Origin of the sequence: Planotetraspora thailandica (assembly GCF_016863335.1) — a bacterium.
Lineage (GTDB): Bacteria > Actinomycetota > Actinomycetes > Streptosporangiales > Streptosporangiaceae > Planotetraspora > Planotetraspora thailandica.
This window is the reverse complement of record NZ_BOOR01000032.1, coordinates 24,272-41,142: the sequence shown is the minus strand read 5'-3', so window position 1 is coordinate 41,142 and position 16,871 is coordinate 24,272. Positions and strand designations below refer to the sequence as shown.

Genomic DNA, 16,871 nt, shown 5'->3' with positions numbered 1-16,871 from the left:
TGCGAGGGAGTCCCTACGTCAGAAAGCCGATCCCGGGACCGAGACGATACCAGTCAGTCCCGGTCGTTCGGCTGCGCCGCCCAGTAGTCGCTCGATGCCTTCGATGCCGCCGTGGCCGCGGCCGTCTCGAAGCCCGGAGCCATGGCGGCCGACGTGCCCGCCAGATACTGGTGGTGGTCGATGCCGAGCAGCCTGATCCAGCTCTGCTGTCCATAGGTGAGCGCGATGAAGCAGCCGAGCTCGACGAGTTCGGCTTCGGAGAAGTGCCGGTGCAGCCGCTCCCAGAACGCGTCGCCGGCATCAAGGCCCCAGGCGATGGCCTCGGCGTAGGAGAGCGCCGCGCGCTGCCGCTCGTCGTACTTCGGAGACGACTCGAAGTTCAGCAGGTCGTCGTACTGCTGCTCGGCCAAGCCCGCGGCGGTGGCCTTGACCGAGCGCTGGTTGCCGCAGAACTCGCACTTCACCGTGCGGGAGATGTAGACCCGGCAGAGTTCTTTGATCGCGTGGTCGCAGACGCCACCGTGGAACAGCGCCTTCCAGGAGTCGGCGAACGCCCAGAAGGCGTTCGGCGCGTGCGCGCGGACGGCCGAGCTCTCCGGCCGGGGCGTGCCCTCACGGGCACATCTGTGCATCTCCTCTCGCATCGCCTCGTCCATCGACTCCATCGCCACGTAGCTGATGCGGTTCGTGTTCGTCACAGTGCGCTCCCATCTGGTGGGCGGTTCCGCTCCCCCGGCCAGAACGCCGCAATCGATTGCACACATGATGTTGCACCCGCACGTAAGAGACGGTCAAGAAATGCGGCGGCGGGGGCGACGCCCAGCGCGCGACCGGATCGTCGAGCACCGAGGCCAGCACCACTCGTGACGCAGAACTCGCTCGTCTGCAGCGCGATGCCGCGGAACTGCATGCCAGCCTCGCCCAGCAGCCGCCGGTTCAAGCTCAGCCCGCAGATCGCCGCGAAGCTCAAGCAGCACATCGAAGACAGCAAGCTGGAGCGCGACGACCTGCTCTTCCTCTACCGACCCGAGGAGTCCGCGCCGCAGCCCAAGCTGGGGTCGGCACAAAATCCGGAGTTGACCGAGCCGAACGCGGCCGGGCGGCGATATCGGCACGGGATGCTCAGCGCGTATTCTCCGGGCAAGTGCCGCTGCGCGTACTGCAAGAACGTTTACGCGGTTTACCGTGCCGAGCGCCGAGCCTCCGGCGACCCACGCCGACCACGTCGCTGAGACACCGACGGGTACATCCCCCGCCGCTGGTTCCGCGACCAAGTGTGGCGCCCCGCCCTCGCCGCATCAGGACTGGAGTTCAAGGTCAAGATGCATGACCTCCGGCACGCCCACGCCTCCTGGCTGCCAGCCGACGGCGCCGACCTCCAGGTCGTTAAAGAACGGCTGGGCCCACGACAGCATTTCCACCACCAGGAAATACCTTCACACCCGTCCCGAGGCCGACGACACAGCCCTCGACCGTCTGGCCCGAACCCGCTCACGCTCCTGACGCTGATCAAGCAGCGCCACGTTGACCGTTTTGCCGACTGATAACGGACGCCAGACCGCATCTCACGCCAATGACCTCGTGAAACGTTTCAAAAACAGGCTCCCCGGGAGAGGCGGACCCGCGCTGCTCAGCGCCTTCAGTGCAGCGACGAGTTTGCTTACTTCTACCCTGGAACAAGGGCCGCATCGCCGTCGGAGGAGAGGATGCGTACGGGTGGTAGGTTTCAATGACGCACAGACGGGACGCGTCCGGGCGGGCCCTCGCGGAAAGCCGGTTTCGGAGGGTTGCTGAACTGGTATGGCGACGAGCATCAAAGAGGTTGCCCAGCGCGCGGGTGTCTCCCTCGGCACCGTCAGCAACGTGCTCAACCAGCCCGAACGAGTGGCGGAGGCCACCCGCAAGCGCGTCCTGGACGCGATCGCGGAGCTTGGCTATGTGCGCAACGATTCCGCTCGTCAGCTGCGCGCCGGCAGGAGTCGCCAGATCGCGGTCGTCGTACTCGACGTGGCCAACCCCTTCTTCACGGACATCGTGCACGGAGCCGAGAGCGTCGCCGAAGAACAGGGAGTCATGGTCGTGGTCTGCAACAGCGGCGAGAACGCTGACCGCGAGCGCCGACACCTGGACTTGTTGGAAGAGCAGCGTGTGCGTGGCGTCCTCATCACCCCGGTGGACGACAGCCGCAACTCTCGCCTCGAGGAACTGGTCGCGCGCGGGACGCCAGTGGTCCTGGTAGACCACGGCTCCGGGTGGTACAGCCACTGCTCCGTCGCCGTCAACGACGTACTGGGCGGCCACCTGGCCGGTGAGCATCTCCTCGCCCAGGGCCATCGCAGGATCGCCTTCGCGGGAGGGCCGATGACGATCCAGCAGGTCGCCGACCGGTACCAGGGTGCCAAGCTGGTCCTCGATGGGGTGGCAGACCTGATCACCATCACCACGCCCAACCTAACCGTGGCCTCGGGGCGGGCGGCCGCCAGCCAGATCGCCGACATGCCCGGCACCAAGCGGCCGACCGCCGTCTTCTGCGCTAACGATCTGCTCGCATTGGGGATGCTGCAGGAGATGACACGACGAGGCGTCCAGATCCCGAAGGAATTCGCCATCGTCGGCTACGACGACATCGAATTCGCCGCGGCGGCGGCTGTACCGCTGTCCTCCGTACGCCAGCCGCGCGAACAGCTCGGCCGTACGGCGACCCAACTGCTGCTGGAGGAGATCCAGGCTGACGGCCATCACGAGCACCGGCAGGTGGTGTTCCAGCCGGAGCTGGTGGTGAGGGAGTCCAGTAGTCATCCGCCACGCCGTCGTTCCCGGGTCTCCTCGTCCGAGTGACGCCAGTGGCCGCAGTGCGGCGCGGGGCCGGTGATCTGTGCGTCGGCCCCGCGCCGTCTTCGCCGGCCGACCAACGGATCCATCCAGTGTTTCGCGCTCCTTTACATCGCGGGTATGGACCAGTGTTCGCATAGGTTCCAGCCGGTACTCGGGATCCGGCTCGTCAGCGGGCGCGCTGATCGTCGCCGGCAGTTGACCGCCGGCGGCCCGGGCCTCGTGGTTGAGCATCTGCGGTCTTGCAAGGTGGCTCCCAGCAGAGCATGGCCCGGCCGGTGTGGACGTACCGCGACCGGCATGGCCGATTTGAGTTAACTCCAGCGCCTCGCCTTGTCATAGAGGGCACAGAGACGTAATTTCAGTGAAACGATTCATTTCGCACCTGTCCCCCCAGGGTTTCAGTCTGGACGATCAGCTGGGAGACGACCGATGACTGGCGTCCCCCTGCCTTGTCACGCCCGAATTCCTCGTGACACCCGAACGTCGAGACCGGACAGCACGGGGAGGCAGTTGCCGAAGGAGGAGAATCCCCATGCGAGGAAGCGGTGTGTGGTGGGCACATTTAGGTGGTGCGAGACGCCGTCGGTCAATGTCCACAGCCCTGGTCGGTGCGATGATCGCGCTGGCCGTCGCGGCATCGCCGACCCCGGCGAATGCGGCGGATGAGTTGCCCACATGGCCAGCCAATCCGGACTGGCAAAGCCTCGTCCCTGGGCCGGCGAGCGACGACGTCCCGCCCGTCGACATCGTCAGGACGCACGGCTCAGTAACCAACCCAGGAGCCTTAACAGGCGAAAGCGCAGGCTCGACAGTTCTGACGGTGACGCCAGGGGGGCCTTCGGCCATCGTCGTTCTCGACTTCGGCAAAGAGGTCGGTGGAACGCCCTATGTTGCGGTGTCCGCCTCCACCCCCACGGCGCCTACGACGTCGAACACGCTACGGGTGTCGACCAGCGAGGCGCTCACCTTCCTCAATACGAACAAGACCACGACGCTGTCCAGCACCACGAGCGTCGGAGACACAAACGTCAAGGTCGGTAGCGTCGCCCCCTTCTACGTCGGCTCACCGATCACCATCGATACCGGCACCGGTAGTGAGACACGGACCGTCACCGCGGTCGGAACGGCCGGCACCGCGGGAACAGGCATCACCTTCAGCCCGGGGCTGACGAGCGCACATGCGGCGGGCACAACCGTAACCGGGATCGGCACGTACGCGAACGACAACGGCAGTCAGATCAACTTCTCGATCACCACCCCGCAGACGTACACCGGCGGCCTTCGCGGCGGTTTCCGGTTCGCCTCGATCGCGCTGACGACGCCCGGCACTGTCACGCTGACGGCCGCCGGAGTGAACTTCAAGGCGTACCGTGCGAGCCCGGACAAGTACCAGGGTTATTTCATCTCGAGTGACGACCAGCTCAACAAGATCTGGTACGCGGGCGCGTACACCGCTCAGATGGACATGGTGCCCACCGGCGTCGCGTCATGCTTCAACGTTCCGGTCATCTTCGACGGCGCCAAGCGCGACCGTGCCATCTGGTCCGGTGACCTGATGATCACGAACCCGGTCGCGATGCTGTCGATCGGCTCGAACAGCGTCCCCTATATCAAGGGCTCGATCGACAGCATCATCAATCTGCAAGCCGCGAACGGCCGGCTGACGAGCGCCGTCGGCTTCAGAGGATGTGGGGCCTTCGACTACGCGGTGACCTACTCCGCCTACTCGGCCATCATCGCGACCCAGTACTACCGCTACACGGGCGACACCGCCTACATCACCGCGCTCCTTCCGAAGCTGGAGGCCGCGACGGCATACCACGCGACAAGGCTAGACGCCAACGGCCTCGTCGTGACCAACGACAACGACTACTGGCAGACGCGCCAGAACGGCGAGGTCACCGAGTACAGCCTCGCGTACTACGAACTGCTTCAGGACATGATCTGGCTTGAGCACCAGGTCGGAACGCCGCAGAAGGCTGCGGAGTACACGGAGAAGGCGGCCGCCCTCAAGGAGGCCATCAACTCACGGCTCTGGAATGCGAGCGCCGGGCTCTACCAGCACACGGACACCCGGCCCAACGTGTTCCCGCTGGATGCGAACATGAACGCGATCCGCCTCGGTGTCGCGCCGACCGACAAGGTCCAGAGCATTCTGACCTACTTCAAGGACAGATGGCAGGCTCACGGAAGCGAGATCTCGCAGCCGTCTCCGAGCATGGCCGACCCCGGCGGCCACACCATCGAGCCGCTGAACAACACCTGGGAGATGATGGCGAGGTTCCACAGTGACGACGCGGCGGGCGCGCTGGACCTCCTGCGTCGCATGTGGGGTGTGCAGGTCGATCCCAACAGCGGCTTCTACACCGGCACATTCTGGGAGTTCGTCAACAGCGAGGGCCTGCCGACCCGCGGGTTCGACAGCCTCGCCCACGCCTGGGGCGCCGGCCCGACGCAGCTTCTCACCGAGTCCGTCCTCGGGGCGACGTCGGTCGACCCCGGCTACGCCACATGGCAGGTAAAGCCCCAGCCGAGTGACCTCGGGTGGGCTCAGGGACAAGTTCCGACCGCGAGCGGTCCGCTGACCGTCAAGTGGGCGCAGAACACCGGCGCCGGCAAGTTCCACATGGAGGTAGTGTCACCGGCAGGAACCGGCGGCGAGGTGTGGGTGCCTCTGGCCTCGGCGACGAGCGTCAGCGTACCGCTGACACCGGGTGCGACCTTCGTCCAGCGCGCGGGGAACTACGACGTGTACCGGGTTGGCGCCGGCACTTTCCAGTTCAGCTCCCAGCCCGTGACGTTCCAGTCGCTCCAGCAGCTCGTCACCTACTTCAGCACCGACCCGAACGTGACGGAAGGCTTGAACGACAAGCTCCAGGCAGCCGCCGCTGCCAAGAGCGCGGTGGTCCGCGGTAACCAGCTCAACGCGTTCGCCAATCAGGTGAAGGCGCAGACAGGGAAGGCGCTGACGCCCGACAAAGCGCAGATTCTGCTCATGCTCGCCACGGCACTCCGGTAGGCGACTCTCTGGCGCGGCCCCGGGCACTCACCGTCCCAGGGCCGCGTCGCCGGCGGTCAAGTATCTCCACGCGAAGTAAGGGCTTGCAGATGATTAACACGCCGAGTTGATCTCTTGCGGGAGGACGTCGGTGTTGAGGGCGTAGGCGGTGAGGTCTGCTGCCGAGTAGAGACGTTTCTGGGTGGGTGTGATGGTGTAGCCGGCCTGGTCGAGTAGGGGTCGGATTTGTCGGATGGCTCGGTTGGCGGTCATGAGGGTGACCTGGAACAGGTCGGCGAGTACTGCTTGGGCAGGCCGAGGCGGTGGTGCAGCACGGTGATCAGAAGGCGTTCGGTGAGGGTGAGGGAGGGTGGCGGCCGGTTCCGGCCGTCACTTTCCGTGGGCCGCCGCGCGGGACTGTACGGTCTTCGGCTCTGTCTCTCTTTCGGCTCTGTCGCAGATTCGGTGGTGACGAAAGGTCCGGCTGCGTCACAGTGAGTCATGCTTGCTCTTGATCAGCTTGTGAGCGTGGTGTTCTCGGGGTTGTCGCCGCTGGTGGTGAAGGACATCGTGGACGACGGCGAGCGGATCCGCGTGCGGGCGCGAACTCCAGACGGGGCGGTCGCCTGCTCAGGGTGCGGGGCTGAGACAGCGCGGGTGCAGGGCTACCACGACCGGACCGTTGCCGATGTCCCTGTTGATGCGCGCCGCGTGCTGGTGGTACGGATCCGCCGCCTGGTCTGCCCGACCCGTGGCCGCCGCCAGACCTTCCGCGAACAACTGCCCGGCGTACTGGAGCGTTACCAGCGGCGCACCACTCGTCTGACCTCGCAGATCGGTGCGATGGTCCGCGAACTGGCCGGACGAGTCGGCGTGCGCGCCTTATCCGCTCTGACTGTCGGCCTGTCCCGGCACACCGCACTGCGCCTTTTGCTGCGCGTGCCGTCGCCCCAGCCTCGGGTGCCCCGTGTGCTCGGCGTGGATGACTTCGCCCTGCGCCGGCGCCACCGCTACGCCACCGTGCTGATCGACGCCCAAACACGCGAACGCATCGACGTCTTGCCCGGCCGCACCGCCGATGTCCTGGAAGCCTGGCTTCGTGCCCATCCCGGGGTGCAGGTCGTGTGCCGGGACGGCTCAGGCGCCTACGCCGAAGCCGTGCGCCGTGCGCTGCCGGACGCCGTCCAGGCCGCCGACCGCCGGCACCTATTGGCACAACCTCGGCGACGCCGTCGGGAAAGAAGTAGCCGGACACAGTGCCTGCTGGGCCAAGGCCGGACCGCCGCTGCAGGACGGCAAACGCGCCAAGACCACACGCGAACGCTGGCATCAGGTCCACGACCTGCTCGGCAAAGGCGTCGGCCTGCTGGAATGCGCCCGCCGCTTGAACGTGTCCCTCAACACCGTCAAGCGCTACGCCCGCGTGAGCGAACCCGAACGCCTGCAACGCGCCCCGCAATACCGGCCCACCCTGGTCGACCCCTACCGTGACCACCTGCGGCGCCGCCGTTCCGACGATCCCGCCGTCCCCGTCGGCCACCTGTTCAACGAGATCAAAGCCCTCGGCTATCAGGGCAGCTTCAACCTCCTCTACCCCTACATCACGCAAGGCCGTGTCGAAGCCGATCGCCTGCCCATCTCACCCCGCCGCCTTGCCCGGCTCCTGCTCACCCGGCCCGACAGCCTCAAAGACGAGCACCGCCGCTTGTTGGACGACCTCACCACCGCCTGCCCGCAGATGATCGACCTGGCCGAACTCGTGCGCGGCTTCGCCGACCTGCTGCGGCCACACGAGGACAACGCCGACCGTCTCGGCACGTGGATCACCACCACCCGGACCTGCGATCTGCCTCACCTGCACGCCTTCACCCGCGGCCTCGACCAGGACCACGACGCCGTCCACGCGGCCGTCACCTTGCCCTTCCATAACGGCGGCACCGAAGGCGTCAACACCAAGACCAAGCGCATCATGCGCCAGATGCACGGCCGGGCCAGCTTCGCGTTGCTCCGCCACCGCATTCTCCTGGCCTAACGCTCCGTCACCACCGAAAGAGAGACAGAGCCGTTGACTGGACGGACCCGCTCGAGGTGGCCTCAACTCCGTGTCGTGCTTTCACAGACGGGTGCTGTCTGCTGGCGCCGGAAATCGGAGTGGTGGTGACGCCGATTTCCGGCCCAGCAGCGTTCTTGTCCTATGTCCCTAGCGGAAGCACGGCCATAGGCTCAGGGCTCACTACTTGGCGGAGTACGTCATCTCGACGAAGGGCAGAATCTTGGCCTGCTTCGGCCCGTAGGCGAGGTACACCTGGTCGTTCTGCCACCAGTTCCTGCTGTTGAGCTGGACCGGGATTACTCCCCGGTCCAGCTGGAGGTTCTGCAGCGTTGAACTGTAGTCGATGACGATCTTGTTGACGCCGTCCTTGAGGTAGGGACTGATGTCGATGACCGGCTTGGTCAGGCTGATGCCTCCGGTGTACTCGTCGTGCCCCACCAGCGGGACCTGCTGACCGGTGCCGTCGTCGATCGTGGGCTTGCCTACTCCGCCGACGTCCTTCTTGACCTTAGTCGGGTTGGTGGACACCTGGCCGCCGACCTTCTGGCCGTTGATCCAGACCTTCATGCTCTCGTTGAGCTGGTCGCCGAAGTCGAGGTACGCACCACTGGCCTTGCTGGCATCCCAGGCGAAGCTGGCCTCGTAGTGTCCCGTCCCCGAGACCGCCTCGCCGACCTGCGGGATGTTGTTCCACGTGTCGAGCTTGTCGAGGTGGACGTTGATCGGGGTCTTGACGGTCGAGGTCAGGGTGTTGACGGTCGTGAGGCCGTCGATGGTCTCGGTGCGGACGAGGTTTCTCTCGGTGCTGTTGGGCCGCCACGACTCGACCGTCAGGTCCCAGCCGGTGATGTCGTAGGGCGCCGGGACGGTGACGTTGCTCCGGTAGAGTTTGCCGTTGCTCAGCTTCGTGGACAGGATCCCGCTCGACTTGGCACGAACGGCCACGCCGTCCGGAACGGCGTACGCCGAGTCGGCGTTGGTGGAGATGATGCGCGGTTCCTTGTGCAGCTGTCCCTTCTTGACCTTCTCGAACGCCAGCAGGGCGATGTTGTTGAAGTCGAGGTCGATGGGCACCAGGGTGCGGCCGTTGGTCCACTCGTAGATGGCAAGCTGGGTCACGTCGCCCGTCCAGGCATCGATGGAGTAGGGGACGAACTCGCCCTCCATCACGAGCTTGGTCTTGATGTTCTTGCCGGGGTTGGGAGCGTCCCGGACCTCCGGTCGCAGGCTCTGGCTCCGGTAGGAGCCGTCGTCGTAGTTGTAGACGTAGACGAAGCGGTTGCCGTCCTCGTCCTCGCGGGTCTGGGTCAGGAGCTGCTGGTTCTCCTCCACGTAACCGGCGTAGGGATAAACGCCCATGTCCTGCAGCTGGGCCATGACGTCGTCGTGGTAACCGCCGGGGGTGGCGCTGAAGTAGTCCTCGATGGGGTCGAACACGGTCGCGACCCGGACGGTGTGGAGCTTCTTCAACTTGTCGATCACGTCCTTCAGGTCGGCGTCATTGCCGTCGTTGAACGGCGTCCTCGTGGCCGCATCGTCCAAGATGACGACCTTGAGGCCCTTCCTCGCCAAGGAGAGGATCTTCTTGGCCCCTTCGAGGTCCAGCCAGTCCTGGTAGAGGACGATGGCCTTGTAGCCGGCCGGTTCGATGGTCTTGGACCCGTTGTCGAAGTAGACGCCGTCCTCGAACAAGAAGGCCGGGCTGAAGTAGTCGTAGGTGTAGCCGTAGTCCTGCAGCTCGGTCGAGCGGTAGTAGACGCCCATGTGAGCCAGCTGCCAGTTCATCTGCGCGACCCGGGGGTTGGTGCCGTTGCTCTCGGCACGGAACGCCATGCCCTGGTTCCAGTTGTTGTGGATGAACCCGACGTCGGACCGTGCCTTGCCGGTCCGCAGCAGCTGCTGCACGCGACCCAGGTGCGCGTTGTACTCGTCGTAGTCGCGCGCGCTGGGATGCCGGGTCCCGGGGTGGAAGAAGTTGCGGCTGAAGCCGGGCCATGCGTAGCTCCCGTAGGCGAACTCCGCAGCCCACACGTGCCAGATCATGCGCTGGAAGCCGGCGGCGTAGGTGCGGTAGAAGTCCTTCACCTGCATCTGGCGCGTTGTGTACTGCGGCAGCTCGGCTCCCGACTCGCTGGAGAGCACCTTGTTCGTGAGCTTGGCGCCGCCCGACCAGAGCCGGAAGATGTCGACCTGGTCGTACTGGTTGAAGTTCTCCGCCTCCGGGTAGTCGACGGCCATGATGGGCTCGGAGATCTCGAACGAACGGCCGTAGGAGATCTGAGCGCGGGTCTCGATGCCCACGGAGTTGAGCCATTCCTTCAGGGGCGTCAGCATCCTCTCGACGTACAGGTCGGTGAGGACGTCAAGGAAGTCGTTGATGATCTTCTCGCGCCGATCGGCGTCGCCCGCCAGGTCGTAGGTGCCCTTGGCGCGGTCGATGTAGGCGTTGTAGACGGCGTTGACCTGGGGGAGGCCGTACATGAGGAAGACGAAGGGCATGATGTCGTAGCCCTTGCGCTTCTCGAACTCCGCCGCCATGTCCTCGGCCCACCACGTGATGCCGGCCGTGCCAGGGTTGATTTCGAGCGAGTCCATGAAGAGCTGGACGTCCCCGTCGAGAATCTTCTGCCGCAGCGCGGCATCGCTCAGGTAGTGCTGCTCCCAGAACGCCCTCAGTGCCGCCACGCCGCGCGCGTCGAAGTAGTTGGTGGCGTAGCTCGTCTGCGCCGCCGGTGAGGAGGCCTGGTACGTGCCCTGGGTCCAGATCGCGAAGACCCGGTAGGTCCCGTCACCCGGAGCCGTCCAGCTCAGGCTCTGGGTCCAGACGTCGGCCCCTTGGGTGACGGGCAGGTCGACGCGACTGTCGGGGTCGACGGCGTTGCCAGAGACCACCTTGTAGGCGTAGGCCGTGACGAACCTGGCCCCCGTTCGCCGGGCGTTCGCCGCCGGTGCCGGCAGCACCGTCAGGGTCTCGCCGGGGTTCACCGTGCCCGTGCCTAGCGTGAGGTTCTGCATCGCCGCCTGGCTGTCCGGGTCCAGTCCCGGCACGTTGGAGGTCGACCAGTTGGTGCCCGACGTCAGGTAGACGCTCATGCCCAGGTCGAGGAGCTTGTTCATCATCAAGCTCCACTTGTGGCTCCACATGTCGGAGCCGTAGGCGTAGACGGCGTCGGGTGCGCCACTGTCGTTTTGCATGCAGAGCTCTACGCCCCGGAACCCGCCGTCGTACAGGGCCTGGATCTGTTCGAGCAGGGTCTCGTCGGTGTGCGCAGCATCGCCCAGCCACCACCGCACGTCGCTGCTGAAAATCCGGTCCGGGTCGAGGTACTTGCCCTCAAGGTCCTGGGCGAAAGCTGTTGCGAGGGGCCCGGCCGCGCCGCTCGCATTCCCGGCAGCGTAGGCATCACCGGGCTTCAGGCCGCCGGCGGCCAAGGCAAGTGCACCGGCTGCGGCCATGCCGTGCAAAACGCCGCGGCGGGTAACGAGCTTCCCCTCGTTCGGCTGGTTCGTCGTCGAGTCGTTCAACTCACTGCTCCTTCCGAGATGCTCATCGAGTTCCTCCCCTGACGCCCGGCCGATGGCATGGAAAGGGGCCGTCAGGGCGGGCCACGGCCGATCGGCCGTGGCCCGTCATGCGTTGCATGTGCCTGATTCGCGGCACGGGTGCCCGGGAGTCGACTCCCGCGCCGCTTACCAGGACAGTCCGTCAGGCACTCCGCGAAGCCACGGAGGCACTACCTCGCGACGAAGACGAAGTCGTTGCCCGACGGAATCGTGTAGATGGCGTAACCTCCCTCGGTCCGAACGAAGGTCGCCCTCGACGGCGCGTACACCGTCTGCTCCTCGGTCTTCGGGACCCGGATCTCGGCCGTGGTGTTCGGCGGGACCGTGACCTTCAGCTTGAACCGGTCGCGACCGTCGGACTTGGTCCAAGAACTCTTGGCGATGCCTTGCGGCGTCATGTAACTGGCTTCGGCGTTCGCCAGGTCGCCGACCGGCTTGGGCTGAATGATCAGCTTGCTGTATGCCGTGGAGCCCGGAGCAGAGCGAATCCCTGCGACTCCGGCGTGGAACCACTCCTCGATCTGCGCGAGGATCATGTGGTTCTTGGAGTCGCCCCGGTTCCAGCGCTCACCGATGGTCGTCATCCCGCCGGGGTTGGCCGGGGTGGACGCCATGAAGAAGCCGTAGCTGGGCTGGTCGTCCTCCTGGAGGACGTCCCAGAGCACGCTGTCGCGGTTGCCGTCCATCAGAGCGCGGACGGTGGGAGCCATGCCGATGGTGCCGCCGCTGAGATGCGGCCCGTCTCCGTTGGGATGGAAGGCGTAGATGAGCTCGACCAGGGCGTTCAGGACGCTTTCACGCTTGTCCGCGGGGACCAGGCCGGCGTCGAGCGCGAGTGCCTGCGCCGCCTGGGTGGCGCCGGTCGTGCCGGCGTTGCCGTTGGCGGTGTATCGGCCCAGCGTGTCATTGAAGAACGCACGGTTGAAGGAGTCCTTGATCTGCGCCGCGAGGAGCGTGTACTTCTCTGCGTCGGCGGTGTGACCGGTGAGCTGGGCCATCTGCGCCATCTTGGTGATCATGATGTAGTAGCCCCAGGTCCCGGTGATCCGGCCTGATGTCTGTTCGGCGGACACCCAGTCGGCCAGCGCGGCGTTGACGATGTTCGCGTTCTCGCCGGTGCCGACCTTCTGACGCTGGATATAGTCGACGAACTTCACCATCTGGGGGTAGTACTGCGTCATCGTCCGGGTGTCGCCGTAGTACTCGTGCAGGAAGGCCGGCACAAGGATGATCGCGTTACCCCAGTTGATCTCGTCGCCGAACTGGCCCGTGTAGCCCCAGTCGTAGACCGGGGTCTTGAGCGCGACATTCCCGGCCATCGTGGTGCCGGCAATGGACTGGCCTTCGACGAGGTGACGCATGGTCGTCCGCATGAACGCGTCGAGCTCGAAGTTCCGGTGAATGGAGCCCATTGGCATGGTGTAGTCGGCCGGGTACGACAGCTTCTCGCGTCCAGGACAGTCGGTGAACACCGACATGATGTTGCTCGCGAAGGAATAGCGCGCCATGTTGTGGATGCGGTTGACACGCGCGTTGGAGCTGGTGAACTCGCTTGCGACGGGGATGTCCGCCTGCAGTCGGATGCCCGTGATGAGGTCCTTGGTCGGTACGTAGTCAGCTGGCAGACCGGTCACCTGGACCCACTGCATGCCGAAGTAGTTGAAGTTCGGGTGCCAGACCTCACCGCCCCCACCGTGGGCCGTGTAGGTGTTGAAGAGGTTGGTTCCCCGCGAGCCGCCGCCGCCCATCAGCGAGGCCTGGTTCACGGTCCCGTCGGCGTTCAGCGACTCAGCCGGGGACATCCTCACAGTGGTACCGGGCGGGACTCGACCCAGATTGAGCTTGGGCCAGCCGACGAAGTTCTGACCGAAGTCGAACACCCATGTGCCGGGGGCGGGGTTGGTCACGGAAATGGGCTTGAACTTCTCCTGTTCCATGACCGGCTCAGCGGTCCTCGCCACCAGCTTGGTCGCGAGGTTCGGAGGCGGGGCGATGCCCGCGCTGACCCAGCCCGTGGGGCTGCCGTCCCGGCGCTTGGCGGTCGGGGTGAGGTTCGAGCCGGGCTTGTCCCAGCCCGGCTGCTCCCGGCGGGCGTCATAGTCCGATCCGGAGTACCACGCGTCGGTGACAAGAGCGCCGAGCGCGGTACGCCACGACCTGTCGGTGACGATGGTGTCCGAGGTGCCGTCCGTGTAGTCGATCTCGATGCGCCCGATGAGCCGCGGTGTCACGGCCGCACCTGCGGAGGCGTCGCTGGCCGCGATGTTGTTGCCCGAGCCGGTGACCTTGGCTCCGGCGGTGTGGGCGGCCGACAGCGCCGGGGTGAAGGTAATACCGGTTCCGGCGGCCCCAGCAGTGCCGATTTGGGTGATCGTCCGGGACTCGAGCCGGTCACCACCCTGGCCGGTGTCGACGTTGATCGTTCCACCGACGTGGTAGTTGGAGATGCTGTCGACCTTGACGTTGGTCGCACCGGCGGCAGTGTCCGCAACCAGCGTCCCGTTTCCCTTGAGCTGGCTCTGCCACCAGGAGTAGGGCGAGGTCCGACCCACGGCCGGGTTGGTCACGCTGCGACTCACGTAGGCCGGCCCGTTGCCGAGCTCGACGCCGATGGTGTTGTCGCCGGCTCGCAATGCCTTCGTAAGGTCGTAGGTGCGGTACTCACTGGACAGCTGGTAGTTGGAGTTGCCCGGCGCCAGGACCTCGTCTGTCAGTTCCTTCCGGTTGACGGTGGCGTGGTACAGACCGACACCCGACAGATAGAGACGCGCGTCGGCGACCTTCTTCTTGCTCGGCACCTGGAACTGCCGGGCGAAGATGGGCAGCGCCTGGTTCGCCTCCCGGTCCGAGTAGTCGATCCAGCGGGCGTCACCCCAGTCGCTCTGCTGCAACAGACCCACGGTCCACTTGGCGGGGGCCGACCACTTGGACTCCTGCTCGTCGGCGTCCCAGACGCGAACGCGCCAGACGACGGTCTGCCGGGACCGGAGCGCCCCTCCGAAGATCACCTGCTGATCCGCGCTCGCCACCCGGTCCGTCGTCCAGATCAGGTCACCGGCTGCCAGCTTCTTTTCGGACTCCGCCGCCTGCACTTCATAGGCGGTCTGCTTGTCAGCTGGGCAGGCGATCACCGCACCCGGCTTATAGCACGGATGCGAGCGAGCCTGGCTGGTCTCTGCGGCCTGCCAGCTCAGGACAGGCTGAACATCGTCAAGTCCCAGGGGCGAGTCGTACCGCCCGTCCACGCCGAGACGCTTGACCTCGACATTGCCGGGCCCTCCGTGAGCCGCTGCGAAGGCCGAGGACTCGGTCGCCGTCAGTGGCACGACCACGGCGAAAACCAGGCCCATGGCGGTCATGGCACGTCGCGAACGTTTGTTTACTGGCATTGTCCACTCCTTTCATTTAAGTACGGGAAGCATCGTTTCCGGCCGTTCAACGGCAGCGTGCCGGTGTCCGTGATGAGCTCCAAATCAATGAGCGAAACCGCATGACTGCTGCTTCTACGGGCCGGTCCTCGGTAATCCGCACTCGGTCGGTCCAGAAATGGCGCCGGATTTGGATGCTCCACCGCGCGCAGGAGATCCATTCGCCGGGCGCCCGGCCAGAGAGTGCTCCCTACAGCGCTGGACAGCCCGGCCGAGCGGCGCCGCTCGGGACTCGCGCCGGAGGATGCCCACTACTCCCTCCACATTTATTAAATCGTTTTATTGTTTCCAATAATTAACCTAAGCGTTTCACGGATGACAGTCAAGGCCGCATTCTCGAAACAAATGAATTCGAATTCAGGCATGCCGGAGCGTCCATTCGACCGCGACTCAAGGGATCGAACGGACCATCCGCCGGCCCCTCGCCTACCTCGATGAAGCGGCGCGAATCAGGGAAGCAGTGAATCCGAATATTGGTTACATGCGTACGGCTTCAGGCGGATGCTGAGGTCGATGCGCGGAGACGGTTGGCGGCGTTGGCCCAGCCGGCAGAGGATTCGATGGGTTCGTAGGTACGGAGGGGCTGAGTCTCGGCGATCAGCGAACGCAGCGAGGTGAGGCTGGAGATGAGGCCGAGAGAGCGGGCTTGGATCCCGATGTTGCCCAGGGCCGTGGCTTCTACGGGTCCCGCTATGACGGGAAGTCCGATGGCGTCCGCGGTGAGCTGACAGAGGAGTGCGTTCTGCGCGCCACCGCCGACGATGTGGACGACGTCGGCCCTTTGGCCGGACAGCGTTAGCGCCTGCTCTATGGCGATTCGGTGGCCGAGCGCAAGGCTGTCTATGACACAACGGACGACTTCAGGCTTGGTTTCGGGTACGGGCTGACCGGTGACAGCGCAGTAATGGGCGACACGAGCGGGAATGTCGCCGGGCGGCATGAAGACCGGGTCGTTGGGGTCGATGACGCTACGCAACGCGGGAATCTCAGCCGCCCGATCGAGCAGGGAGCCGAGCTCGACTGGAGCGACACCCCACGTACGAAGGGACTCGGAAAGCAGCCAGAGACCCATGATGTTGCGCAGGTAGCGAATGGTTCCGTCGACGCCGGTCTCGTTGGTGAAGTTGGCCGCTCGTCCCTCTTCGGTGAGGATCGGAGCCGAGGATTCCACGCCGGCGAGCGACCACGTACCGCAGGAGATGTAGGCGACATTCCGGTCGACGGCGGGAATGGCGGCTATGGCGGACGCGGTGTCATGAGACGCAACGGTGGTGACGGGAGTCCCGGGGAAGGCTCCCGCCGCAGGGAGGATCCGGCCCGCCGGTTCACCGGGTGAGCGAAGACCGGGGAAGATGCCGGGAGGCAACGACAAAGCGTCGATGATCTCGTCCGACCAGGTACCACGACATACGTCGTACAGCCCGGTCGTCGAGGCGTTGGTCTGTTCCGCGCCGCGTTGCCCGGTCAACCAGTAGGAGATCAGGTCGGGGATGAGCAGGAGAGTGCCCGCCTGTCCGAGGAACGGTTCGGCGGCCAACTGGTAGAGGGTGTTGAACGGCAGGAACTGCAAGCCGTTGATCTCATAGAGACGCCGGGAGCCGACACGATCGTGTACCCGGTCGATGACGGCGGTCGTGCGATCGTCACGGTAGTGGACCGGGTTGCCGATCAACCTGCCTTCCCTGTCGAGCAACCCGTAGTCGACGGCCCAGGAGTCAATACCCACGGAGTCCAGATGCCGGGCATCGATTCGGTGCAGCCCCTCGAGGACATCGTGATACAGACCGAGGATGTCCCAATGCAGCGTGCCGCTCAGACGAACGGACCGGTTGGGAAACCGGTAAATATCAGTGATCTCCAGCCGCTCCTCCCCCACCCGGGCGGTGATAACGCGACCGCTGGAGGCACCGAGGTCGATCGCGGCGATCGTCGCGGTCATGTGAGGGATCTCCAAAATGCCGGGCTCGGGTACCGGCGGGACAACGAGCCACCG

The 16,871-nt window shown here is 65.4% G+C and carries 10 protein-coding genes; 5 read left to right on the top strand and 5 right to left on the bottom strand.

Annotated elements, in window-relative coordinates:
• Positions 1-53: 53 nt before the first annotated feature.
• Positions 54-698, bottom strand: a complete 645-nt coding sequence (locus Pth03_RS21835; RefSeq protein ID WP_203946208.1) for a carboxymuconolactone decarboxylase family protein — start codon at positions 696-698, stop codon at positions 54-56.
• A 210-nt stretch (positions 699-908) separates the two neighbouring features.
• Here Pth03_RS21835 and Pth03_RS21830 point away from each other — a divergent pair, with 210 nt between their 5' ends.
• Positions 909-1,232: a hypothetical protein gene (locus Pth03_RS21830; RefSeq protein WP_203946207.1), complete on the top strand. Its 324-nt coding sequence runs from the start codon at positions 909-911 to the stop codon at positions 1,230-1,232.
• Positions 1,233-1,298: 66 nt separating this feature from the next.
• Here the strand turns inward: Pth03_RS21830 and Pth03_RS42160 are convergent, their stop codons facing one another.
• Positions 1,299-1,424: a hypothetical protein gene (locus Pth03_RS42160; RefSeq protein WP_275413159.1), complete on the bottom strand. Its 126-nt coding sequence runs from the start codon at positions 1,422-1,424 to the stop codon at positions 1,299-1,301.
• Between the two features lie 376 nt (positions 1,425-1,800).
• Here Pth03_RS42160 and Pth03_RS21825 point away from each other — a divergent pair, with 376 nt between their 5' ends.
• The 4 genes from Pth03_RS21825 (at position 1,801) to Pth03_RS42550 (ending at position 7,865) form a co-directional block, all read left to right on the top strand.
• Positions 1,801-2,838 (top strand): LacI family DNA-binding transcriptional regulator, encoded by a 1,038-nt coding sequence (locus tag Pth03_RS21825; protein ID WP_203946206.1) that lies wholly within the window; start codon positions 1,801-1,803, stop codon positions 2,836-2,838.
• Positions 2,839-3,655: 817 nt separating this feature from the next.
• The gene (locus Pth03_RS21820) at positions 3,656-5,854 is read left to right on the top strand and encodes an alpha-L-rhamnosidase-related protein (protein ID WP_203946205.1); all 2,199 of its coding nucleotides are present in this window, start codon (positions 3,656-3,658) and stop codon (positions 5,852-5,854) included.
• 480 nt (positions 5,855-6,334) lie between these two features.
• The gene (locus Pth03_RS42555) at positions 6,335-7,324 is read left to right on the top strand and encodes an ISL3 family transposase (protein WP_373318572.1); all 990 of its coding nucleotides are present in this window, start codon (positions 6,335-6,337) and stop codon (positions 7,322-7,324) included.
• A complete protein-coding gene (locus Pth03_RS42550; RefSeq protein WP_373318573.1) occupies positions 7,224-7,865 on the top strand; it encodes a transposase in 642 nt (213 codons plus the stop codon). The genes Pth03_RS42555 and Pth03_RS42550 overlap by 101 nt, the downstream gene beginning before the upstream one ends.
• A gap of 201 nt (positions 7,866-8,066) precedes the next feature.
• Here the strand turns inward: Pth03_RS42550 and Pth03_RS21810 are convergent, their stop codons facing one another.
• From Pth03_RS21810 to Pth03_RS21800, 3 genes are all read right to left on the bottom strand, one after another.
• The gene (locus Pth03_RS21810) at positions 8,067-11,411 is read right to left on the bottom strand and encodes a glycosyl hydrolase (protein WP_203946204.1); all 3,345 of its coding nucleotides are present in this window, start codon (positions 11,409-11,411) and stop codon (positions 8,067-8,069) included.
• A 209-nt stretch (positions 11,412-11,620) separates the two neighbouring features.
• Positions 11,621-14,839, bottom strand: coding sequence for an alpha-L-rhamnosidase (locus Pth03_RS21805; RefSeq protein WP_203946203.1), 3,219 nt, complete (start codon positions 14,837-14,839; stop codon positions 11,621-11,623).
• Positions 14,840-15,371: 532 nt separating this feature from the next.
• Entirely contained in the window at positions 15,372-16,817 is a 1,446-nt protein-coding gene (locus Pth03_RS21800; protein WP_203946202.1) for a rhamnulokinase, read from the bottom strand.
• Between the last annotated feature and the right edge of the window lie 54 nt (positions 16,818-16,871).

Bases quoted from the DNA above. Each gene is read 5' to 3' on its own strand.
- Pth03_RS21830 (WP_203946207.1), top strand. From the start codon at position 909: ATGCCAGCCTCGCCCAGCAGCCGCCGGTTCAAGCTCAGCCCGCAGATC.
- Pth03_RS21825 (WP_203946206.1), top strand. From the start codon at position 1,801: ATGGCGACGAGCATCAAAGAGGTTGCCCAGCGCGCGGGTGTCTCCCTC.
- Pth03_RS42555 (WP_373318572.1), top strand. From the start codon at position 6,335: ATGCTTGCTCTTGATCAGCTTGTGAGCGTGGTGTTCTCGGGGTTGTCG.
- Pth03_RS21805 (WP_203946203.1), bottom strand. From the start codon at position 14,839: ATGCCAGTAAACAAACGTTCGCGACGTGCCATGACCGCCATGGGCCTG.
- Pth03_RS21800 (WP_203946202.1), bottom strand. From the start codon at position 16,817: ATGACCGCGACGATCGCCGCGATCGACCTCGGTGCCTCCAGCGGTCGC.